Source organism: Bradyrhizobium sp. R2.2-H (assembly GCF_004346455.1).
In the GTDB taxonomy this organism is placed as follows: Bacteria; Pseudomonadota; Alphaproteobacteria; order Rhizobiales; family Xanthobacteraceae; genus Bradyrhizobium; species Bradyrhizobium diversitatis.
Genome location: NZ_SMBR01000013.1, coordinates 1 through 22,213, shown reverse-complemented (window position 1 = coordinate 22,213; position 22,213 = coordinate 1). Strand labels below are relative to the sequence as shown.

The 22,213-nt window shown below is 66.0% G+C and carries 18 protein-coding genes; 12 read left to right on the top strand and 6 right to left on the bottom strand.

Annotated features, from left to right (window positions below; genetic code table 11):
- Window positions 1–3: 3 nt before the first annotated feature.
- A complete protein-coding gene (locus tag EDE08_RS28880; RefSeq protein ID WP_131872104.1) occupies window positions 4–180 on the bottom strand; it encodes a DUF2934 domain-containing protein in 177 nt (58 codons plus the stop codon).
- 265 nt (window positions 181–445) lie between these two features.
- On the opposite strand from EDE08_RS28880, the gene EDE08_RS28875 reads away from it, so the two are divergent.
- The 3 genes from EDE08_RS28875 (at window position 446) to EDE08_RS28865 (ending at window position 5,866) form a co-directional block, all read left to right on the top strand.
- The gene (locus EDE08_RS28875; RefSeq protein ID WP_165936249.1) at window positions 446–3,868 is read left to right on the top strand and encodes a tetratricopeptide repeat protein; all 3,423 of its coding nucleotides are present in this window, start codon (window positions 446–448) and stop codon (window positions 3,866–3,868) included.
- A 313-nt stretch (window positions 3,869–4,181) separates the two neighbouring features.
- Complete coding sequence (locus tag EDE08_RS28870; protein ID WP_131872102.1) at window positions 4,182–5,099, top strand: sulfite exporter TauE/SafE family protein; 918 nt, start codon at window positions 4,182–4,184, stop codon at window positions 5,097–5,099.
- On the top strand, window positions 5,096–5,866 hold the full coding sequence (locus EDE08_RS28865) for a TIGR02186 family protein (RefSeq protein ID WP_131872101.1): 771 nt from the start codon (window positions 5,096–5,098) through the stop codon (window positions 5,864–5,866). The genes EDE08_RS28870 and EDE08_RS28865 overlap by 4 nt, the downstream gene beginning before the upstream one ends.
- Window positions 5,867–6,034: 168 nt before the next feature.
- Here the strand turns inward: EDE08_RS28865 and EDE08_RS28860 are convergent, their stop codons facing one another.
- The gene (locus EDE08_RS28860) at window positions 6,035–6,946 is read right to left on the bottom strand and encodes a DMT family transporter (RefSeq protein ID WP_131872100.1); all 912 of its coding nucleotides are present in this window, start codon (window positions 6,944–6,946) and stop codon (window positions 6,035–6,037) included.
- A 98-nt stretch (window positions 6,947–7,044) separates the two neighbouring features.
- On the opposite strand from EDE08_RS28860, the gene EDE08_RS28855 reads away from it, so the two are divergent.
- Window positions 7,045–7,908, top strand: coding sequence for a LysR substrate-binding domain-containing protein (locus EDE08_RS28855; RefSeq protein ID WP_165936248.1), 864 nt, complete (start codon window positions 7,045–7,047; stop codon window positions 7,906–7,908).
- Between the two features lie 23 nt (window positions 7,909–7,931).
- On the opposite strand, the gene EDE08_RS28850 is transcribed toward EDE08_RS28855, so the two are convergent.
- Window positions 7,932–8,201, bottom strand: a complete 270-nt coding sequence (locus tag EDE08_RS28850; RefSeq protein WP_131872098.1) for a hypothetical protein — start codon at window positions 8,199–8,201, stop codon at window positions 7,932–7,934.
- Window positions 8,202–8,406: 205 nt separating this feature from the next.
- Between EDE08_RS28850 and EDE08_RS28845 the strand changes: the two genes are divergently transcribed.
- The 3 genes from EDE08_RS28845 (at window position 8,407) to EDE08_RS28835 (ending at window position 12,181) form a co-directional block, all read left to right on the top strand.
- Window positions 8,407–10,923: a glycogen/starch/alpha-glucan phosphorylase gene (locus EDE08_RS28845; protein WP_165936260.1), complete on the top strand. Its 2,517-nt coding sequence runs from the start codon at window positions 8,407–8,409 to the stop codon at window positions 10,921–10,923.
- Window positions 10,924–10,992: 69 nt separating this feature from the next.
- The gene (locus EDE08_RS28840) at window positions 10,993–11,361 is read left to right on the top strand and encodes a hypothetical protein (protein ID WP_245524906.1); all 369 of its coding nucleotides are present in this window, start codon (window positions 10,993–10,995) and stop codon (window positions 11,359–11,361) included.
- A 4-nt stretch (window positions 11,362–11,365) separates the two neighbouring features.
- Window positions 11,366–12,181, top strand: coding sequence for an acyl-CoA thioesterase (locus EDE08_RS28835; protein WP_131872097.1), 816 nt, complete (start codon window positions 11,366–11,368; stop codon window positions 12,179–12,181).
- 231 nt (window positions 12,182–12,412) lie between these two features.
- Here the strand turns inward: EDE08_RS28835 and EDE08_RS28830 are convergent, their stop codons facing one another.
- The 3 genes from EDE08_RS28830 to EDE08_RS28820 all read right to left on the bottom strand — a co-directional run bounded on the left by EDE08_RS28830 (window position 12,413) and on the right by EDE08_RS28820 (window position 17,722).
- Window positions 12,413–14,029 (bottom strand): phosphoenolpyruvate carboxykinase, encoded by a 1,617-nt coding sequence (locus EDE08_RS28830; protein ID WP_131872096.1) that lies wholly within the window; start codon window positions 14,027–14,029, stop codon window positions 12,413–12,415.
- 285 nt (window positions 14,030–14,314) lie between these two features.
- Entirely contained in the window at window positions 14,315–16,909 is a 2,595-nt protein-coding gene (locus tag EDE08_RS28825; protein WP_131872095.1) for a CHAT domain-containing tetratricopeptide repeat protein, read from the bottom strand.
- Between the two features lie 63 nt (window positions 16,910–16,972).
- Entirely contained in the window at window positions 16,973–17,722 is a 750-nt protein-coding gene (locus tag EDE08_RS28820; RefSeq protein WP_131872094.1) for a HugZ family pyridoxamine 5'-phosphate oxidase, read from the bottom strand.
- Window positions 17,723–17,967: 245 nt separating this feature from the next.
- Here EDE08_RS28820 and EDE08_RS28815 point away from each other — a divergent pair, with 245 nt between their 5' ends.
- From EDE08_RS28815 to EDE08_RS28795, 5 genes are all read left to right on the top strand, one after another.
- Window positions 17,968–18,669 carry a response regulator transcription factor gene (locus EDE08_RS28815; protein ID WP_027535781.1) on the top strand — a complete coding sequence of 234 codons (702 nt, stop codon included), beginning with the start codon at window positions 17,968–17,970 and terminating at the stop codon, window positions 18,667–18,669.
- 117 nt (window positions 18,670–18,786) lie between these two features.
- Window positions 18,787–20,583 carry a sensor histidine kinase gene (locus tag EDE08_RS28810; protein WP_165936247.1) on the top strand — a complete coding sequence of 599 codons (1,797 nt, stop codon included), beginning with the start codon at window positions 18,787–18,789 and terminating at the stop codon, window positions 20,581–20,583.
- On the top strand, window positions 20,580–21,104 hold the full coding sequence (locus EDE08_RS28805; RefSeq protein ID WP_131872093.1) for an HPr kinase/phosphorylase: 525 nt from the start codon (window positions 20,580–20,582) through the stop codon (window positions 21,102–21,104). Before EDE08_RS28810 ends, EDE08_RS28805 begins: the two co-directional genes overlap by 4 nt.
- Before the next feature lie 133 nt (window positions 21,105–21,237).
- Window positions 21,238–21,639, top strand: a complete 402-nt coding sequence (locus EDE08_RS28800; RefSeq protein ID WP_024339151.1) for a PTS sugar transporter subunit IIA — start codon at window positions 21,238–21,240, stop codon at window positions 21,637–21,639.
- Window positions 21,636–21,953: an HPr family phosphocarrier protein gene (locus tag EDE08_RS28795; protein ID WP_131872092.1), complete on the top strand. Its 318-nt coding sequence runs from the start codon at window positions 21,636–21,638 to the stop codon at window positions 21,951–21,953. The genes EDE08_RS28800 and EDE08_RS28795 overlap by 4 nt, the downstream gene beginning before the upstream one ends.
- The last annotated feature ends 260 nt before the right edge of the window (window positions 21,954–22,213 follow it).

Here is a 22,213-nt window from a genome sequence, read left to right as displayed (position 1 = left end):
CCGCTAGACCGGCAAATTGTCCGTCATCCCGGGCGGGACTTCGCCTTGCTCTGACCGCTCGGCCAGAAGCTCTTTTTCAGCCTGATACCAGAAGGTATCCATTTTCCCGCTTGGCTCGCCAGCACCTTTCCAGATCTCAAAGGCGCGCTTGCGGATCTCTTCTTCGGTCAGACCGGTCATTGAACCACCCTTGTTGCGGAAGTTCCAAGCTTCCAACTCGCCTTCGGTTCCTGGGAGGGCGAGATTGCAGCAACGGCCCAGGAGCAGAGGCCGCCCAACTTTAAGACACCCGCGCCGCATTCCTTAACTCGTTATTTACCGTAACAGGAAAAAGTCGGTTTTCGAGGCAGACGACCCGCGCCAAATTCGATTGTCTTTGCAACCGGGGCGCGTGGGGAGGCTGGAGGCGCCGGGTGGGGCGCCGGAGTCGGAACCGGACAGAGTCATGAATTCGCGCGTATCGTGGAGTGTTGACGGCATCGATCCATCCGTCCGGGAGCGGGCCGAAGCTGCTGCGCGTCGTGCGGGCATGTCGCTCAACGATTGGCTGAACTCCACGCTCGGCGAGACGACCCCGCCGAACTTTCGCGCAGCCTACGACCAGCGTCCGCAGCACATGCCGAGCCAAGGACCCAGTCAGGAGAGCCGCGAAGTCGCCGACATCCACCAGCGGCTCGATGCGATCACCCAGCAGATCGAACGGATTTCCAAGCCCGCCCCGCGCCAGGACTCTTCAAGACCAGACATCTCGCGCGAGCAGGGCGTCGCGCGTCAGCTCAACGATGCGATCTCGCGGCTCGATGCGCGGCTGTCGCAAATCTCGCGCCCGCAGCGGCAACCGCAGCAGCCGCAGGCCCCACGCCCCGCCCCGGTCGAGACGCGCCAGAGCCAGGCCGATGCGGTCGAGCGCGCGGCAGCGCAGGTCTATCGCAGCTCACCACCCCTGAGCCCGGCGTCGTTCGACGTCGCGGTTGCCGAGATCACCGCGCGCCAGAGCGAGCTCGACGGCTTTGCGCCCAGGCAAATGCCGCCGCGTGCCGCGCCTTCGCTTGCGCCCGCCGCTCCCTACGCACCGCCCATGGCCCCGCCCGCGCCTGCCTACGCGCCGCCGCCACCACAGCCGGGACCGGATTTTTCATCGCTCGAGCGCCACCTGCTCAAGATCACGAGCCAGATCGAGTCGCTGCAGCGCCCTGATAATACCGAGCAGGCGATCAATGCCTTCCGCAGCGAGCTTGCCGAAATCCGTGCCGCCATCACAGAGGCGATGCCGCGGCGCGCGATCGAATCGATCGAGAACGAGATCCGCTCGCTGCACCGTCGCATCGACGAGACCCGGTCCAACGGCACCGACGGCCAGGTCCTCTCCGGCATCGAGCATGCGCTGTCCGACATCAAGCAGGTGCTGCGCACGCTGACGCCGGCCGAGCAGCTCACCGGCTACGACGAGGCGATCCGCAATCTCGGCGCCAAGCTCGATCTGATCCTGCGCGCCAATGACGATCCCTCGACAGTGCAGCAGCTCGAAGGCGCGATCTCGGCGCTGCGCGGCATCGTCTCCAACGTCGCTTCCAACGAAGCGCTGGCACGGCTTTCCGAGGACGTGCAGCTGCTGTCGTCCAAGGTCGACCAGATCACCCGCACCTCCGGCCACGGCGACAGCTTCGCGGTGCTGGAGCAGCGCATCGCCGCGCTCACCGCTGCGCTCGAAACCCGCGAACGGCCTCAGCCATCCGAGAGCACCGAGCACCTCGAAGCCGCGATCCGCGCGCTGTCGGACCGTTTCGACCGCATGCAGGTCGGCAGCGATTCCGCATCCACCTTCGCGCATCTCGAACAGCGCGTCTCCTATCTGCTGGAACGGATCGAAGCCGCCTCCGATCCGCACAACGGCAATCTGAGCCGCGTCGAGGACGGGCTGCACGACATCCTGCGCCACCTGGAGCGGCAGCAGGCGACCTATGCCGCGCTGGCCGAGAGCCGCAACTCCGCACCGCCTCCCGATTCCGGCATGGTCGATCTCGTCAAGCGCGAGCTCTCCGACATCCGCTTCAGCCAGGCCGAGACCAACCGGCACACCCAGGACTCGCTCGAGGCCGTCCACAGCGCGCTCGGCCACGTCGTCGATCGCCTCTCGATGATCGAGGGCGATCTGCGCGCGGTGCGCACCGTGCCGCCTCCCCCCGCCCCGCAGCCGATGCCGATGGCCGCTCCGATGGAGCCGGCGCCGATGGCGCGCGAGCCGCGGCCCCAACCACAGCAGCCGAAATACGATCCGAAGCCCGAGCTGCCCAATCCCGCCGCCGCGCAGGGTGCGCAAGCCGCCTTCGTCGCCGCGCCGCGCGAATTCCACGCAGCTGCGCCGGTTGCGCCGCCGCCGGTGCCGGCGGCACCGCAAGTCGCACCACCCTTGCCGCCGCGTGCGATCAGCGAAATCCTGGAGCCGCACACCGCGCCCGCGCGGGCCGCGCTCGCGCCGGAATTGCCACCGGATCATCCGCTCGAGCCGGGCACACGGCCGGGCGGACGCCTCGCCACGCCGTCGGAGCGCATCGCCGCCTCCGAGAGCGCGATCAGCGGAATCGCCACCGCGCCGAAAGAGCCGGTGTCGTCGTCGAGCTTCATCGCGGCCGCACGCCGCGCTGCGCAAGCCGCCGCCGCGCAGCCGGAAAAGACCGGCCGCGCCGCCAAGGCAGGGGCCGACCGGTCCAAGAGCAAGGACCAGGGCAAGGACGGCGGTTCGACCATCACTTCGAAGATCCGCTCGCTGCTGGTCGGCGCAAGCGTGGTCGTGATCGTGCTCGGCACCTTCAAGATGGCGATGAACCTGCTCGAAGGCAGCCCGCCGCCGGCGCCGCAGGCGATGCAGGATATTCCGAGCGAGCCGGCACCGCAGGCCGCGCCACCGCCGGTCGAGACCAGGCCGGCCGCGCCCGAGCAGGTCACGCCGTCGATGACGTCGCCGACGCCGATCGGACGGCAATCCCAGAACAATGCCGCGCCGCCGCCCGCCGCCATTCCGGGCAACTCGGCCTCGGTCGAAATCCCGCCGGCGCCTGCCGCGGCCCCGCCGCCGCCGGCCTCCAGCGACGTCACCGGCGCGCTGTCGGGCACGAGCCGCGCCAAGCTCGGCCTCGTCCAGGTGCCGCCGAGCGAGAGACTGCCTGACGGCATCGGCGGCCCGGCCTTGCGCACCGCCGCGATGAAGGGCGATGCAACCGCGGCCTACGAGATCGGCGTGCGCTTTGCCGAAGGAAAGGGCGTCGCCACGAATTACGACGAAGCGGCGAAGTGGTACGACCGCGCGGCGCAGGCCGGCGTGGTGCCCGCGATCTTCCGCCTCGGCACGCTCTACGAAAAGGGCCTTGGCGTGAAGAAGGACGCCGACATCGCCCGCCGCTACTACACCCAGGCCGCCGAGCGCGGCAACGCCAAGGCGATGCACAATCTCGCGGTGCTCGACGCCGACGGCGGTGGGCGCGGCGCCAATTACAAGAGCGCGGCGCAGTGGTTCCGCAAGGCCGCCGATCGCGGCGTCGCCGACAGCCAGTTCAACCTCGGCATCCTCTATGCCCGCGGCATCGGCGTCGAGCAGAACCTCGCCGAATCCTACAAATGGTTCAGCCTGGCGGCCGCTCAGGGCGATGCGGACGCGGCCGGCAAGCGCGACGACGTCGCCAAGCGCCTCGACCCGCAATCGCTCGCCGCCGCCAAGCTCGCGATCCAGACTTTCAGCGCCGAGCCGCAGCCCGACGATGCCGTCAATGTCGCAGCGCCCGCCGGCGGCTGGGACACCGCGCCGCAGGCGAGCGCCAAGCCGGCGCCGAAGCAAGTCGCGACCAAGCGCTCGGCCTCGGCGGCGCATTAAGCGGCTTCTTGTCGTCGCCCGGCTTGACCGGGCGACCCAGTATTCCAGAGGCCGGCGTTGAGGAGCTCGCTGTCACAACAACGGGCGCGGCGTACTGGATGCCCCCGGTCAAGCCGGGGCATGACAGCGGAGAAGGTGGCAGGAGCCGCGGCGCGCGGTGACCAGCCGAATGATCTCACTTGACGCATTCACCACGCGCGAAGTTCCCGGTCCCGCCCGCAGGCAAAGTCCGCTATTGAGGGGCGCGGCAATCGTTCCGTCCTTTCCGCGAGCATTCCGCGTTCGTCGATCCGTCTCGCCGGTGCGTGGTTCAATGCAGCTCTACCTTCCGATCGCCGATCTTCCGGTCAACGTCTTCCTGGTGCTCGCCATGGGCGCCGCGGTCGGCTTCGTCTCGGGCATGTTCGGAATCGGCGGCGGCTTCCTGATGACGCCGCTGCTGATCTTCATCGGCATCACGCCGGCGGTGGCGGTCGCTTCCGTCGCGAGCCACATCGCGGCCTCGTCCTTTTCCGGCGCGCTCTCATATTGGCGGCGGCGCGCGATCGATCCGGCGCTGGCGAGCGTGCTGCTCTGCGGCGGCGTCACCGGCACCACGCTCGGCGTGTGGGCCTTCACCCAGCTGCGCGCGCTCGGCCAGCTCGACCTGATGATCGCGCTCTCCTACGTCGTGCTGCTCACCACGGTCGGCAGCCTGATGTTCTCCGAGGGCCTGCGCGCGTTGATGCGGACCCGGCGTGGCGCGCTGCCGCCGCGCCGCACGCACAGCTGGATCCACGGCCTGCCGCTGAAGATGCGGTTCAAGCGGTCGAAGATCTACCTCTCGGTGATTCCGGTCGTGGTCGTCGGCATCCTGATCGGCTTCATCGGCGCCATCATGGGCATCGGCGGCGGCTTCATCCTGGTGCCGATCATGATCTATCTGCTCAGGGTGCCGACCTCCACGGTGATCGGGACCTCGATGGTGCTGACGCTGGTCACCATGCTGTTCGCGACCATGCTGCACGCGGTGACCAACCACCTCGTCGACGCCGTGCTGGCGCTGATCCTGATGGTCGGCGGCGTCACCGGCGCGCAGTTCGGCGCCCGCGCCGGCCAGAAGATCCGCGGCGAGCAGCTGCGGTTGCTGCTCGGCCTGCTGATCCTCTCGGTCGGCATCCGCTTCGCGATCGAGCTGGTGATCCAGCCTTCGGATCTCTTCACCATCCGCGAGCTCGGAGTGAGCGGATGACGCGCACGCTTCTCGCCATCGCTCTCGTCCTGCTGCTCGGCGGCGCTGCGCGGGCCGAGCGGCTGATCGTGTCGGTCTCCAACCACCGCGTCACGGTGACACCGAACTATTCCGGCGAGGAGCTGGTGCTGTTCGGCTCGGTCGAGAGGGACGCCACGACGCCCGCCGACCGCACGGCCTACGATCTCGTCGTCACCGTGAAGGGCCCGCGCGCCGACATGGTGACGCGGCGCAAGGAACGCACCTTCGGCATCTGGATCAACACCGACTACCGGCAGTTCCTGCAGGTGCCGAGCTATCTGGCGCTGTTCGCCAACCGCCCCTTCGACGCCATCACCTCGCCCGAGATCGCCCGGCGGCAGCAGATCGGGCTCAACAACGTGCTGCTGACGCAGCGCGTCGGCGGCGATTACGCCGACGTGGTGCCGAACGATGCGTTCCGCTCGGCGTTCATTCGCTTGCGCACCCAGCGCGGCCTCTATCGCGAGGATCCGAGCGCGGTGACGTTCCTGACACCGACGCTGTTCCGCACCGGCATTCCACTGCCCGCGGAGGTGCCGATCGGAACCTATGAGATCGAGATCAAGCTGTTTGCCAACGGCGCATTCATCGGCAAGACCGAGACCGCGTTCGAGATCGTCAAGGTCGGATTCGAGCAGTTCGTCGCCACCACGGCCCGGCACAACGGGCTTCTGTACGGTCTGGCCACGGTGGCGATGGCGCTGATGACGGGCTGGATGGCGTCGATCGTGTTCCGGAAGGATTGAGCCACACACTTGAGGCGCCACTCTCTCCTCTCGTCATCGCCCGGCTTGACCGGGCGATCCAGTATTCCAGAGACGCTCGTTGGATAGCTCGCCTTCACTACAACCGCCGCGGCGTACTGGATGCCCCGGTCAAGCCGGGGCATGACAGTTGAGATTGTGGCGACGTCCTCACGACGCCGCCTTGGCCGGCCGCGTCACCAGATAGATCCCGAGCGCGACCGGAATGATGCCGAGCAGGTCCCGCGCCTCGACGTGCTCGCCGAGCACGAGGAACGCGAACAGCATGCCGAGCGGCGGCATCAGGAAGTGATAGGCGCTGGCGGCGGTGGCGCCGCACACCTTCAGCAGATGAAACCAGAGCCAATAGGCGAGGATCGAGCCGCCGAGCACGAGGAAGGCGAAGGCGCCGATCAGACTCGGCGTATAGTCGATCGCATGGATATCGGCGAAGCCGAGCGCGACCGGCGTCAGCACGATGCCGGCGGCGAGGTTTTGCACCCCGTTGCCGATCCACAACGACCCCTTCGGCGCCAGCAGCTTGAACAGGATGGTGCCGGCCACGAGCGAGGCCAGCGAGGCCAGCGTGAAGACGATGCCGTGCAGCGAATCGGTGCCGACCGACAGGCGGTGCCAGACGATCGCCGTCACGCCGATCACGCCGAGCAGGAGGCCGCTCGCCTTGCGCCAGGTCATGCCTTCGCCGAGCAGGATCGCGGCGAGCGCCGCCGTGAACACCGGATTGGCCGAGACGATCAGCCCGCCGAGCCCGGCGGAGACCGATTGCAGCCCGGTATAGCCGAGGCCGAGATAGAGCGCGTTGTTGGCGATGCCGAGCACGGCGAAGATGGCGGCGTCGCGCCAGGACAACGACCAGCCGTCGCCGCGGATCAGCGTGGCGCCCAGGATCAAGATGCCGGCCAGCGAGAAACGCGCGGCGAGCAGGATCAGCGGCGGGCAATGGGTGACGCCGATCTTGCCGGCGACGAAGGCGTAGCTCCAGAGCAGGCAGAACAGGCCGATGGCGAGCGGCAGCGTGTTGAAACGGCTGGGGGCTGCGGGAAGCGAGGTGGCGAGCGACATGAGGGCATTCTCCTGAGCCCTCGATCTAGAGAGGCGGCTTGTCATTTGGAAATTAAATGATTAACTCCATGTCAGTTGATTTTTCAATGGAGGCCAGCATGCTCGATCTGGAGCTCCTGCGCAGCTTCGTCTCGGTGGTCGAGGCCGGCGGCTTCACCCGCGCCGGCGCCCGCGTCCACCGCACGCAGTCGACCGTGAGCCAGCAGATCAAGCGGCTGGAGGAGGATGTCGGCCAGCTGCTGCTGCACCGCGACGGCAAGGACGTGCGGCCGACCGAGGCCGGCGAGCGGCTGCTCTCCTATGCGCGCCGATTGCTCTCGCTCGCCGAGGAGGCGCGCGACGTGCTGCGCCAGCCTGACAGCGAAGGCGCGATCCGGCTCGGCATCCCCGAGGATTTCGCGGCGTACCGGCTGCCCAGATTGCTGGGTGCGTTCTCGCGCTCGCATCCGGGCCTGCGGCTCGACGTCCGCGCCGACCAGAGCAAGCACCTCGCCCGCGATCTCGAGCGCGGCGAGCTCGATCTTGCGCTCTACAAGCGCGAGGCCGGCGGAAAGGACGCGATCGCGGTGTGGCCGGAGCGGGTGCACTGGGTCACCAGCAAGAGCCATCCGGTCGACGTCAACGTGTCGTCGGTGCCGCTGATCGGCTTTCCGCTCGGCTGCCTCTATCGTGCCGGCGCCATCCACGCGCTGGAAAGCGCCGGCCGCGCCTGGCACACCGCCTATACCTCATCGAATCTCGCCGGCATCCAGGCCGCCGTCGCCGCCGGCATGGGCCTGAGCATCCTGTCGGAGATGTCGATCCAGTCCGAGCACCGCGTGCTGACGGCGAAGGAAGGCTTTGCGCCGATCAACAAGACCGAGCTCGCACTGATGGCTGCGCCGAATGCGAGCCCGGCAACGCTGCGGCTTGCGAATCGTCTCGCGGAGTTTTGCGACACGGTGCAGACGAAGGCGGCTTGAGTCCGCTGGACCTCCGACGGCTCTCAATTCGCCGCGGACAGCAGCTTGTCGCCGCACGCATTTGCGTAGAACTTGCCGCCGCATTGGCGCTTGATCGCGACGCAGCGGGCTGCGGGCGACGCATTCTGCGGGACCGTGAATCCGCAACTGAGACCGTCGGCGCTGCGACCGGATTTGCCGGCGGCAAACGCCGCGCCCGAGGCGCCGATGCAGACGACGAGCAGGGCCGCAGCGGCGATTTCGATCGGCAGTCGCGTCAGCAGTCGCGTCGGCGGTCGCGTCAGCAGTCTCATGGGGTCTTCTCCACACTGATGGCTGAATCTTTCGTAATCTAGCACGGAAATCCCGGTTTCTCCGTGCTCGCCCGGGTTCCCAACTCGGCCCGTTCCTTGCATAAATTTGCGCCAGCGCAGTGCACCAGCGCACGGGCGGCAGTTCCGGTGCAAGGGCAGGACGCGTAGATTGGTAAGAGTTCTTTCGACCCAGGAAGTGACGGCTTTGCAGGATTCATCGTTCCAACCCAGTTCTCCGGCCCCCGGACAGCCCATCGACGAACTCGCGCTGGCTGAGATCAAGGGCGCGATCCTGGCAAAGCTGCGCCTTGCCATCGGCAAGGACGCGGGCATGGCGACGAAGCACGACTGGTACCAGGCCGCGGCGCTGGCGCTGCGCGACCGCATCGTGCATCGCTGGCTGACGGCCGAGAAGCACAGCTACGATGCGGGACGCAAGCGGGTCTATTATCTCTCGCTCGAATTCCTGATCGGCCGCCTGTTCACCGACGCGCTCAACAACATGGGCCTCCTGAAGATCTTCGAGGTCGCGCTCGGCGATCTCGGCGTCTCGCTGCCGGAGCTGCGCAAATGCGAGCCGGACGCCGCGCTCGGCAATGGCGGCCTCGGCCGCCTCGCCGCCTGCTTCATGGAAAGCATGGCGACGCTGTCGATTCCCGCGATCGGCTACGGCATCCGCTACGATTACGGCCTGTTCCGCCAGATCATCAATCAGGGCTGGCAGCAGGAATATCCCGATGAATGGCTGAGCTTCGGCAACCCCTGGGAATTGCAGCGGCCGGAGGTGATCTACGACGTCAATTTCGGCGGCGGTGTCGAGCATGTCGACGACAAGGGCCGCGACCGCGCGATCTGGCATCCTGCTGAGACCGTGCAGGCGATCGCCTATGACACGCCGATCGTCGGCTGGCGCGGCCAGCACGTCAATGCGCTGCGGCTGTGGTCGGCGCGCTCGCCCGATCCGCTGAAGCTCGATGCTTTCAACAAGGGCGACTATGTCAGCGCCAGCGCCGAGCAGTCGCGCGCGGAGGCGATCTGCAAATTCCTCTATCCGAACGACGAGAGCCCCGCGGGCCGCGAGCTGCGGCTGCGCCAGGAATATTTCTTCGTGTCGGCTTCGCTCCAGGACCTGGTGAAACGGCATCTCGCCTCCGACGGCCAGTTGCGCAACCTCGCAGGCAAGGTCGCGGTGCAGCTCAACGACACCCATCCGAGCCTTGCCGTCACCGAGCTGATGCGCATCCTGGTCGACCTCCACAATTTCCGCTGGGACGAGGCCTGGAAGATCACCGTCGCCACCCTCTCCTACACCAACCACACGCTGCTGCCCGAGGCACTGGAGACCTGGCCGGTCGAGCTGTTCGAGCGGCTGTTGCCGCGGCATCTGGAGATCATCTACCGCATCAACGTGCAGCATCTGGCGCTTGCGGAGGCGCGCTGCCCCGGCGACATCGACTTCCGCGCCTCGGTCTCGCTGATCGACGAGAAGAGCGGCCGCCGCGTGCGCATGGGCCAGCTCGCCTTCGTCGGCTCGCACCGCATCAACGGCGTCTCGGCGATGCATTCCGACCTGATGCGCGAGACCGTGTTCCACGATCTCAACCATCTCTATCCCGGCCGCATCACCAACAAGACCAACGGCATCACCTTCCGCCGCTGGCTGATGCTGGCGAACCCGAAGCTGACCGACCTCTTGCGCGAGACCTGCGGCGAGGCCGTGCTCGACGATCCCACTCAGCTCTCGCTGATCGAGGCGCGCGCCAGCGACGTCGAATTCCAGAAGAAATTCCGCAGCGTCAAGCACCACAACAAGACACAGCTCGCCCGCCTGATCGGCGAGCGGCTCGGCATCATGGTCGACCCGAGCGCGCTGTTCGACGTGCAGATCAAGCGCATCCACGAGTACAAGCGCCAGCTGCTCAACGTCATCGAGACGGTCGCGCTGTACCAGGCGATCAAGGATGACCCCAACGGCAATTGGGTGCCGCGGGTGAAGATCTTCGCCGGCAAGGCGGCGGCGAGCTACCGCTACGCCAAGCTGATCATCAAGCTGATCAACGACGTCGCCGAAATCGTCAACAACGATCCCGCGATCGGCGGCAAGCTCAAGGTCGTGTTCCTGCCCGACTACAATGTCAGCCTCGCCGAAGTGATCATTCCCGCCGCCGACTTGTCCGAGCAGATCTCGACCGCGGGCATGGAAGCCTCGGGCACCGGCAACATGAAGCTGGCGCTGAACGGGGCCATTACCATCGGCACGCTCGACGGCGCCAATATCGAGATCCGCGACCATGTCGGCGCGGAGAACATCGCGATCTTCGGCATGGAGGCCGGCGACGTGATGATCCGGCGCAAGCAGGGGCTGGATGCCTCCGACGTGGTCCGCAATTCGCCGAAGCTGCAGCGCGCCATCAACGCGATCGGCGCCGGCGAGTTCTCGCCCGGCGACCCCGGCCGCTTCGAGTCCATCGCGCATGCGCTGCGCTATCTCGACCATTACATGGTCAGCGCCGATTTCGATTCCTACTACGAGGCGCAGCGCGCGGTCGACGCGCGCTGGCTGGTCTCGTCGGCCTGGACCCGCGCCTCCATCCTCAACGTCGCGCGCATGGCATGGTTCTCCTCCGACCGCACCATCCGCGAATATGCCGAGGAGATCTGGAACGTGCCGGTGAACCCGACCACGCCGCTGCTGCCGGATCTGCGCGACGCCGCGGGCTGATTTTCCGCGGTGTGAAACGGCGTTACCTGCGAGGTTATTGATCTGGCAGGATAGCCATCATATTACGGCTTGAGCTTTTTCTGGCCGGAGTCGATCGTGCCCGTCGGCGAATATACGAGCCCGGATGGGCAGCTCCGATTGTTGGTCATGTGTCCCGACGGGGACTGGACGCTGGGATTCGACGGATTCTCCTGGCACACGCACGGCAGCATCCTTGCCAGTCTTTCCGGCAAGGACGAGGAAGCTGCCATCGACGACTTCGTCGCCGACCTGATCAGCGGCAAGAGTATCATTGCGCTGAAGCGCATAGGAGGCTCCGTCGCGGATGCCTGGGTCACAGATGATCCGGCAGACGATGTTTTGAGCTCGCAGCAATATGGCCCTGGCGATGAGACGATGGAGTTTCGTCGTTGGGACGGAAGCGCAGTAGAGGTCTAATTCCATGCACGCCAAGCTCCCGCACCCCTTCGACGAGGCCACCCGCATCTCCGCGGGTGACTCTAGCTGGCAGGGGCACACCAGCGACGACTACTGGGCCTTCGTGGGCCCGTTCGGCGGCATCACGGCCGCGACGATCCTGCGCGCGCTGATCGAGCATCCGCAACGCGCCGGCGAACCGCTGGCGCTGACCGTCAACTACTGCGCGCCTATCGCGAAAGGACCGTTTGACCTCGACATACGGCTGGTGAAAGCCAATCGCTCGAGCCAGCACTGGAGTGTCGAACTGTCGCAGGGCGGCGGCGAGGCGGCGACGCTTGCCACCGCGGTGTTCGCCGAGCGGCGGCCATCCTGGGAGCACCGGGTGGCGCAATATCCGGATGCGAAGCCGTTCGAGGAGACGATGCCGTTTCCGAAGATCGCGGCGTCCTGGGCCAACCAGTACGAATTCCGCTTCGTCGAGGGCGAGATGAGGATCGGCCCGCCGCAGCCCGAGCTCGCCAGCACCTACTCCAAGATCTGGATCAGCGACCGCACGCCGCGCAAGCTCGACATGCTGTCGCTGATGTCGATGTCGGACGCCTTCTTCGGCCGCATCTTCCATGCGCGGCGCGAGCTGGTGCCGTTCGGCACGGTGTCGCTGACGACCTATTTCCACACCGACAGCGCAGACCTCGCAGCTGAAGACATCACGCGCGTGCTCGCGACGGCGGATTCCAAGATCATGCACAAGAGCTATGCCGACCAGAATGCCGAGCTGTGGTCGCCGAACGGCAGGTTGCTCGCGACCACGACGCAGATCGCGTATTTCAAGGCGTAGCCACACTCGTCGTCCCGGACAAGCGCAGCGAAGCGGAGCGCAGATCCGGGACCCATAATCACAGGAAGTGGTTTGACGAGGACTCGGAATTGCCAGCTCGCGCGGCAACTTCTCCTTGGGGTTATGGGTCCCTGCGTTCGCAGGGACGACACCGAGGGTGTGGTTCGCTCTGGCGACTCCGAACAAAAAAGGCGGCCTCGCGGCCGCCCCTTTGCAATGAAGACAGAGCGCTTACTCCGCCGCGAGCTTCAAGTCCGGCGCGGCGGCGCGCACTTCGGCGTCGACCTGGGCTTCGAACTTGGCAAAGTTCTTCTGGAACATGCCGACCAGAGCGCGGGCGGTCTTGTCGAACTCGTCCTTGTCCTTCCAGGTGTTGACCGGATTAAGGATCTCGCTCGGCACGCCCGGCAGCGCGGTCGGGACCGCGAAGCCGAAATATTTGTCGGTGCGGAATTCGACGTTGCGCAAGCTTCCGTCGAGCGCGGCGGTGAGCAGCGCGCGCGTCACCTTGATCGGCATGCGCGAGCCGACGCCATACTTGCCGCCGGTCCAGCCGGTGTTGACCAGCCAGCAGTCGACATTGTGCTGGGCGATGAGGTCGCGCAGCATGTTGCCGTAGACGCTAGGGTCGAGCGGCAGGAAGGGCGAGCCGAAGCAGGTTGAGAATTCCGGCTGCGGCTCGTTGCCGAGGCCGCGTTCGGTGCCCGCGACCTTGGCGGTGTAGCCGGAGAGGAAGTGATACATCGCCTGCGCCGGCGACAGCTTTGCGATCGGCGGCAGCACGCCGAAGGCGTCGGCGGCGAGCATCACCACGTTCTTCGGCTGCGGCGCGCGGCCGGTGCGCGAGGCGTTCGGGATGAACTCGAGCGGGTACGCCGAACGCGTGTTCTCCGTCTTGGAGCCGTCGTCGAAATCGACCACGCGGGTGTCTTCATCGAGCACGCAGTTCTCGAGCACCGCGCCGAAGCGGGTCGAGGCCGCATAGATCTCGGGCTCGGCTTCCTTCGAGAGCTTGATGCACTTGGCATAGCAGCCGCCCTCGAAATTGAAGACGCCGTTCGGGCCCCAGCCGTGCTCGTCGTCGCCGATCAGCGTGCGGTTGGGATCGGCCGACAGCGTGGTCTTGCCGGTGCCCGACAGGCCGAAGAAGATCGCGGTGTCGTCCTTGGCGCCGACATTGGCCGAGCAGTGCATCGGCATCACGCCGCGCTCGGGCAGATAGTAGTTCAGCGTGGTGAAGACCGACTTCTTCATCTCGCCGGCATAATAAGACCCGCCGATCAGGACGATCTTGCGGGCGAAATCGATCGCGACCACGTTCTCCGAGCGCACGCCGTGACGTTTAGGATCGGCGCGGAAGCTCGGCATGTCGATGATGGTGAGCTCCGGCACGAAGGTCGACAGCTCGATCGCCTCGGGGCGGATCAACAGCGTGCGGATGAACAGCGAGTGCCAGGCGAGCTCGGTGAAGACGCGCGTCTTGATCCGGTAGGCCGGGTCGGCACCACCGTAGAGATCCTGCGCAAACAGCTTCTTGCCTTCAGCGTGCTTGAGGAAGTCCTGGTAGAGCGTCTCGAACTGCTCCGCGGTGATCGACTGGTTGCCGGCCCACCACATCTTCTTGTCGGTGGTGGCGTCACGGACCGTGAACTTGTCCTTCGGGCTGCGGCCGGTGAACTCGCCCGTGTCGGCGCAGAGCGCACCGTCAGCGGACAGCACCGCTTCACCCGCTGCGAGCGAGTATTGATAGAGTTGCGGCGCACCGAGATTCCAGTGCACCTGCTTGAGATTCTTTAAGCCGAATTTGTCGGCGCCGAAGGCACCGTTGCGCACGCCCGTCTCTTGCACGAAAGAATCCTCCTAGAACCCGCGACACTCAGCGCGACAAGTTTGGCGCCACCACGGTCACCTTGATCAATGGGCCGTTCGGCCTCGGCTGAACGACGTAATAATCATGAACGCTGGCCTTGCCAAGCTGATCCCGCAGGATTTGGTTTATTCAAGGACCGCGCCAAACGTCGCGCATGTCAGCTCTGAGCAGCCGCGGCGAAAAAATATGAATGATCGCGCAACCAAATGCGCGTTTGCGCGTTACTTGCGGTTGTTGCGACGCACAATCGCCGCAGCGCAATCTTACCTGACCTCACCTTCGCCGATCAGTGCGAACGGCCCCCACATCGCGGGATAGGCATTGCGCGGCGACGAGGCGTCGTCGAGATAGGTTAACATCGCACGGCGCAAGGCTTCGGCACGACCGAGCTTTGGTTCGTTCTTGAGCAGCGCGAACGTCGATGTGGTCAGGCGGGTGGCAGCTTCCGAATCCACGGCCCAATGCGAAACCAGCAGCGCGCGGGCCCCTGCATAGAAGAACGAGCGTGCCAATCCCGACAGCGCCTCGGCGCCGGGCTTGTCGCCCGCGATGGTATTGCAGGCCGACAGCACCACCCAATCGGCGTTGAGCTTGAGTTGGGCCACTTCGCTCGCGGTGAGCAGACCATCGTCTAGCTCCGACGGCTGATCCGGAATGGAGAGTGCGAGCGAGGGCTCGCCCAGTCCCTTGACGTCGCCGGCAACTAGGCCGTGGGTGGCGAAGTAGATGATGCCGTATTGGGCAAGCGCTGCACGCTTCAGCGTCGTTTCGCTGGCATCGCGTCCGAGATGGATATCGGCCGCGGCGGCGCCGACGTCCCTCGCCACCGCATTCAGTTCGTCGGCGGTGTCGGGCAGTTGCGGCAGCGCCTGCGCCAGCCGCGCGCGATCGACGCCTGCGCCGCGCCAGAACTCGGCATAGGCCATCGTCGCGATGCTGCGCGCGGCGATCTTGCCGCTCGCGGCGCTCCGGTCGGCAGGACCTTCGGCTGCAGGGTTGAACACGGGATCGCCGAAGCCGGTCATCGGCTTGACGCCGTGGTCCCTGCGGGCAAAGGCGCGCAGCGATTTCAGGCTGATCACCGACGGCAGTACCGAGACGGCCTGACGCCGCAGCAGCCAGGCGGCATCGCGATAGCCTTCGGGCCTGTCCGGGATCGCCGCCGGCGGCTTCTCCGTGACCAGCAGATGAAACGGCAGTGCGGTCAGCGCGGCCGACGGCACGACCAGCAGGTTGCGCTTGTCGTTGGTCAGCGCCTCGACTGGGCCGAGCAGCGCGGCATAGAGCTCACTCGCGAGCGCAAGATCGAACAGTCCCGATTTGCCGGAGGCATCGAGCGCCTTGCCGACATCCAGCCCCCTGCGGAAGGCGGCCACCTTCTGCGCCAGCGCATCCGCTCCGAAAGAAATCTCCTTCCAGTCGACGCCCTCGCGCGTGATCGCGACGACATAGCTCTGACTGTCGACGACGGAGTAGATCACCATCGCCTCGTCGGCCGAGAGCAGCGGCTGGATCTCCTTCACCGTCAGAGGCAGCGGGTTGGAGAGCGAAGCATAGTCGGGAAACTCGACGGCGAGCGTCTTCTGCAATCCATTGCGCGCGCTCGCGATCGCCGCGATCCGCGCGCGGCTGCGCTGCTCGGCCGCGACGTCGCGCTGCGCGGGCGGCTTCGACACCGCAGCGACGATCCCCTTGTCGAGCGCTTCGGACTCGGTCGCGAGATCCTGATCCTTGCGCACGAGCTCCGCGAGCCGGTCGCTGCCGGCGGCCAGTCGCACTGCGAGCTTGTTCACGGCGGAGGCGGCGGACGATTGCGTGCCGCGCTGGATCGCACCGAGCGCCTCATCGAGCGCCCTGTCGTTCGTCAGCAGCGCTTGCTGCCGGGCAGCGAACAGGATCGGCAGCACCACGCGCAGCTGGGCGCGATTGGCGGCGAGCGTCTTCTGCGCGAATGGCAGAGCGTCCGCAGTGCGTCCCGTCGCCTGTAGGAAATGGGCGAGATTGCTCGCCGAAATCGCGACATCGGGATGATCCGGTCCGAGTGCACGCTCGCGGATCGCCAGGGCGCGACGATAAAGCGGCTCGGCCTCGGCATGGCGCTGCTGGTGCTGGTAGAGACCGGCGAGATTGTTGAGCGAGCGCGCGACATCGGGGTGCTCCGGCCCCAGCACCTTTTCGCGGATCGCGAGCGAGCGCTTGATCGGAGCCTCGGCATCGGCGTCGCGACGGAGGTCGCGATCGACCTGACCGATGTTGTTCAGGACGGTCGCGACCGCGGGATGCTCGGGCCCGGCGGCTTTCTGATAGATCGCAAGTGCACGCCGGAACAGCGGCTCGGCGTCGGCAAATCGCTCCTGCTTCACATAGAGCGTGGCGAGGTTGTTCAGGGCCCGGCCGACATCGGGATGCTCGCGCGACAGGCTCTTTTCGCTGACGGCGAGCGCGCGCTTGAACAGCGGCTCGGCTTCAGCGAAGCGGCCCTGCCGTTGATACAGCGCGGCGAGATTGTTCAGCTCGGGCGCGATCAAGCCGGTGTCGAGGCCGAGCGACTTCTCCATCAGCGCGATGGCGCGCTTGTAGACCGGCTCGGCCAGATCGTCGCGGCCCTGACCGGCATGGACCTGGCCGAGATTGTTGAGCGCGGCGGACAGTTCGCGACCGTCGTTGGCCTTCTCCAGGCTCGCGACCATGGCCTGCGCAAGGGGCAACGCTTCCGCATATTTGCCGGCCTGATTGAGCGCGTTAATCCGCGCCCCCTGCGCGGCGAGATCGCCCTTCTGGGCGAGGGCCGGGGTGGCAAGCAACGTGGTGATCGCGAGCGCCAGACCCGCGGCCCATGCCATACGATGATGCGCCATGCCCCTCTCGCTGCGAGCCCGAAAACCATCACGGTCATGGGTCGCGGCGACGGGTCGCGGCGTTCAAGTCGTTGCGCCCTGGTCCATCTTCTTGCGCGCTTCGCCAGCGAGGCGGACCAGCATCTTGCGCAGCGCCGGGCTATCCGTCACCCGCTCCGGGAAGTCCAGCCGCAGCGTGGTCTGGCCGTCCTGCATGTCGAGGCCCTCGGGGTCGCAGCCGGTGCAGCGCCAGTCGCCCTCGGCGGCATCGAGGAGCTTCGTTGCATAGAGGTTCATGGTGTCGCGATGGTCGGCATTCATGTGCTCGACGGCGCCCTCTTCCGCCGCCAGCAGGTCGTCGGCGCCGGTGAGGTCCGTGAGAAACTGATCGGGCCTGAGGTCGACGATCCGGCCGAAGCCGGCAACCAGATGGGTCCCCGTGGGACGGATCCGGAAGAAGGCGAAATCCTTAAACGAAACAAAGCCCTCCGCCGATGGATGGGCACTGAGATACCGTCGCTGCAGCAGAGCCTTGCCGGCATCGGCCTCCTCCGCCCGGCCGGACAGCATGATCCGGGCTCCTTCCAGGGGATCGCCGGCCACGCGCTCGTCCAGCATCAGCGAGACCCGGTTGTCGGCGAGGATGTTCCTTGTGTGCACGGCGAGGCGCGAGATCAGCAGGATCGGCGATCCATCGGGGTGGCTGGCGAGATTGACCAGGGAACAGTAGGGATCGCCGCTGCCGGTCATCAGCGTCGCCAGTGCCCCCTGCCGGGACCGCCGCAGCAGCGATTTGGCGAGCTTTCCGGGGTCGAAATCGGAAGTCGGCTGCATCGGCTTTCTCGGGTCAGGTGGTTGCATGAAGGGCCTTCTTTCGGGTAAACGAGAGTCCGGTTATGGGTCGAGATGCGGCGAATCTGCCGCGTTTCGTGGAACTTGGTCACACTTCAGCCCAGCTTGCATTGCTCGGTGACAAGGTTCGAACGCCAACTTCGGCACCCATGTATGTATGCGGCGCATCACTGGATTGCTCGCCGTTTCAAGCCACGACCCAAACGGAAAGCAGAAAGCAGAGGCTCATGCCCACAATCGCTTTGGTCGACGACGACCGCAACATTCTCACATCCGTCTCGATCGCGCTGGAAGCCGAAGGCTACCGCATCATGACCTACACCGACGGCGCCTCCGCGCTCGACGGTTTCCGCACCACCCAGCCCGATCTCGCCATCCTCGACATCAAGATGCCGCGCATGGACGGCATGGAGACGCTGCGCCGCCTGCGGCAGAAATCCGACCTGCCCGTGATCTTCCTGACGTCCAAGGACGAGGAGATCGACGAGTTGTTCGGCCTCAAGATGGGCGCCGACGACTTCATCCGCAAACCGTTCTCGCAGCGCCTGCTGGTCGAGCGCGTCAAGGCGGTGCTGCGCCGCTCGGCGCCGAAGGACCCCACCGTCGCGCCGAAGGAGAACGACGCCAAGGCGCTCGACCGCGGCCTGCTGCGCATGGATCCGGAACGCCACACCTGCACCTGGAAGAACGAGCCGGTGACGCTGACCGTCACCGAGTTCCTGATCCTGCAGGCGCTCGCGACCCGGCCCGGCGTGGTGAAGAGCCGCAATGCGCTGATGGACGCCGCCTATGACGACCAGGTCTATGTCGACGACCGCACCATCGACAGCCACATCAAGCGGCTGCGCAAGAAGTTCAAGGTGGTCGACAACGATTTCGAGATGATCGAGACGCTCTACGGCGTCGGCTACCGTTTCAAGGAAGCCTGAGGCGGCCGGCGCCCTTCACGAAGATCGATGTCATCTCCGGTTCTCGTTCCATCGGGACCAGGATCGCTCTAGGATGCGGGGACCTTCGCACGAGCTGTCCTAACGCGGGCGTGAGCATTGCTTGACCGAACGCAGCCTGACTCAGACCAGAGCGCCGGGGATCTTGCATCCAACGGCGTTCCGGAGCACGTCACTGATGAAAAGCCGCAGGGCTGGCGACCGCTGAACTGGCTGAAGCGCGCCGGGCAGTTCTTCTTCGCGCTGTCCTTCTCGAGCCTGACCCGCCGCATCGTCTCGCTCAACCTTGCCGGCCTCGTCGCGCTGGTGGCGAGCATCCTGTACCTGTCGCAATTTCGTGCCGGGCTGATCGACGCGCGCGCACAGAGCCTTTTGGTGCAGGCCGAGATCATCGCCGGCGCGATCGCGGCCTCCGCGACCGTGCAGACCAACGCCATCACCATCGACCCCGACCGGCTTCTCGACCTCAAGCCGGGCGAGACCTATGGCGGCTCGGACGAATATTCGCCGCTGGACTTCCCGATCAATCCGGAGCGCGTGGCGCCGGTGCTGCGCACGCTGATCTCGCCGACCAAGACGCGCGCCCGCATCTACGATCCGAACGGCAGCCTGCTGCTCGACAGCCGCAACCTCGAAAACGTTCTGCGCTTCGATCTGCCTCCACCGGCCGAGAAGCCCGGTTTCGTCGAGCGCGGCATGGTCGCGGTGCGCACCTGGCTGAACCGCGGCGACCTGCCGCTTTATCGCGAGCTCGGGCCCGAGAACGGCAATGGCTATGCGGAGGTGGGGGACGCGCTGCAGGGCCAGAAACGCTCGATGGTGCGGGTCAATGCACGCGGCGAGGTGATCGTGTCGGTCGCGGTCCCGGTGCTGCGCTCGCGCGCGATCCACGGCGCCTTGATGCTGTCGACGCAAGGCGACGACATCGACCAGATGGTCACCGCCGAGCGCCTCGCCATCCTGAAGGTCGGCGGCGTCGCCGCCGCCGTCATGATCATGCTGTCGCTGCTGCTCGCGAGCACGATCGCCGGACCCGTGCGCCGGCTCGCCGACAGCGCCGAGCGCGTCCGCCGCCGCATCAAGGCCCGCATCGAGATTCCCGACTTCACGCGCCGCCGCGACGAGATCGGGCACCTCTCCGGCGCGCTGCGCGACATGACCAGCGCGCTCTACAGCCGCATCGAGGCGATCGAGATGTTCGCCGCCGACGTCGCCCATGAATTGAAGAACCCGCTGACCTCGCTGCGCTCGGCGGTCGAGACGCTGCCGCTGGCGCGCAACGAGACCAGCCGCGCGCGCCTGCTCGAGGTGATCGAGCACGACGTCAAGCGGCTCGACCGGCTGATCTCCGACATCTCCGACGCCAGCCGCCTCGATGCCGAATTGCAGCGCCAGGATGCGATCCCCGTCGATCTGCGCCGGCTGCTGACGACGCTGGTGTCCGTCGCCAATGAGACCAAGCTCGGCCACGACGTCGCGGTCGAGACGCGCTTCGAGGGCCGCAGCCAGACCGACTCCTTCGCCGTGAGCGGCCATGACTCACGGCTGGGGCAGGTGGTCTCCAACCTGCTCTCCAACGCGCAATCGTTCTCGGAAGCCGGCAGCAAGGTGCGTCTCACCTGCCGCCGCGTCCGCGGCGAGATCGAGATCGTGGTCGATGACGACGGCCCCGGCATTCGCGACGACGCGCTGGAGCGCATCTTCGAGCGCTTCTACACCGACCGTCCGCATCAGGGTTTCGGCCAGAACTCCGGCCTCGGCCTGTCGATCTCCAAGCAGATCATCGACGCCCATGGCGGACGCATCTGGGCGGAGAACCGTCCTGGCCCGCTGGATGCCGACGGGGCTCCGACGGTTGCCGGCGCGCGCTTCGTGGTCAGGCTGCCGGCTCTATGAGCGACGGCGGGCCAAGCGTTCACGCCTCCGCCGTCAAGGTCGGATCTCTGGCGGTGCTGATCCGCGGGCCGTCGGGCTCCGGCAAGTCGCGCCTTGCCTTTGATTTGATCATGGCGGGACGCTCGGGCGTGGTCGAAAGGGCCGTTCTGGTCGGTGATGACCGTGTCCATCTGGCGACAGTCGGCCATGAAATTGAGGTGCGCCCCGCGCCGGTATTGGCTGGCTTGATCGAGATCCGGGGCTTGGGAATTCGTCGCTGCGACTTCGTGGAGCATGCGACCGTCGGTCTCGTGGTCGATCTTGACGCGGCGGACGCGGAGCGCCTGCCTGCGCCGGAATCGTTGAAAACCAGCATTTTTGGTGTCGAAATACCGCGAGTCCCGGTCGGCCGCGACCATTCGCCCCTCCCGCTGGTTGTTGCGGCCTTGACCACTACCAAGAGTTCATCTTCCGTTAACCCTACCGGCGATTGTTCGAAGGGAAATGGTAACCATATGAACCCCAGTATCGCGACCGAGTAGACCGGCGCAGCTCCCATTATCCATCCGTCTATATTCAGGGAGATACGCAACATCCCCTCTTGCGCGGGGGCTCTGGATGGTCAAAGTGGCGCGTTCGTGCGGTGCACCAAAAGCGCCCGCGAGGAGTTTTCCGATGATTGGTCTAGTACTTGTGACCCACGGGCGCCTTGCCGACGAATTCAAGGCAGCGCTTGAGCATGTCATGGGTCCACAAAAGCAAATCGAAGCGATCACGATCGGTGCCGAAGACGATTCCGATCTCTGCCGAAGCGACATCATCGAGGCGGTCAATCGCGTCGATTCCGGCGACGGCGTTGCGATCCTCACCGACATGTTCGGCGGCACGCCGTCAAACCTTGCAATATCGTGCATGAGCCGGCCCAAGGTCGAAGTGCTCGCAGGGATCAACCTTCCCATGCTGGTCAAGCTCGCCAAGGTGCGCGAGGAGCGTTCGCTGCCCGACGCGATCGCGATGGCTCAGGAAGCGGGCCGCAAATACGTCACCATCGCCAGCCGCGTGCTCGCCGGCAAATGAGCGGCGAGGCGCCACAAGCGGGGACAGGCGTGCCCGCGGGCGCGATCTCCAAGGATCTCCTGATCATCAACAAGCGCGGCCTGCACGCCCGCGCCTCCGCGAAATTCGTCCAGGCGGTCGAGCGCTTCGACGCGCAGGTGTGGGTGACGCGCGGCGGCGAGACCGTCGGCGGCACCTCGATCATGGGCCTGATGATGCTCGCCGCCGGTCCCGGCACGACGATCACGGTATCCGCCGCCGGCACGGATGCCGAAGCCGCGCTCGCCGCGATCACCGAACTCGTCGAGAGCAAGTTCAACGAGGAAGGGGTTTAGGCCCTTCTCTCGTGTCCCGGACGCGGTGCAGCGCGTAGCGATGTACCGCCGAGCCGGGATCCATGCATCACCGAACTGGACCCCGGATCAGCAGCGCACCGCCATAGCGCGTCGAAGACGCGCGTGAACGCGCTTATGGCGCTGCGCCTTGTCCGGGGAACGCCAGCTAGAGCAGATTCCGATCAAGTTGAACTGTATCCTGCTGCCGTGAAGTAGTTGGCGCATTCGGCAGGGGTGAATGCTCTGTAGGCGTCGGCAAT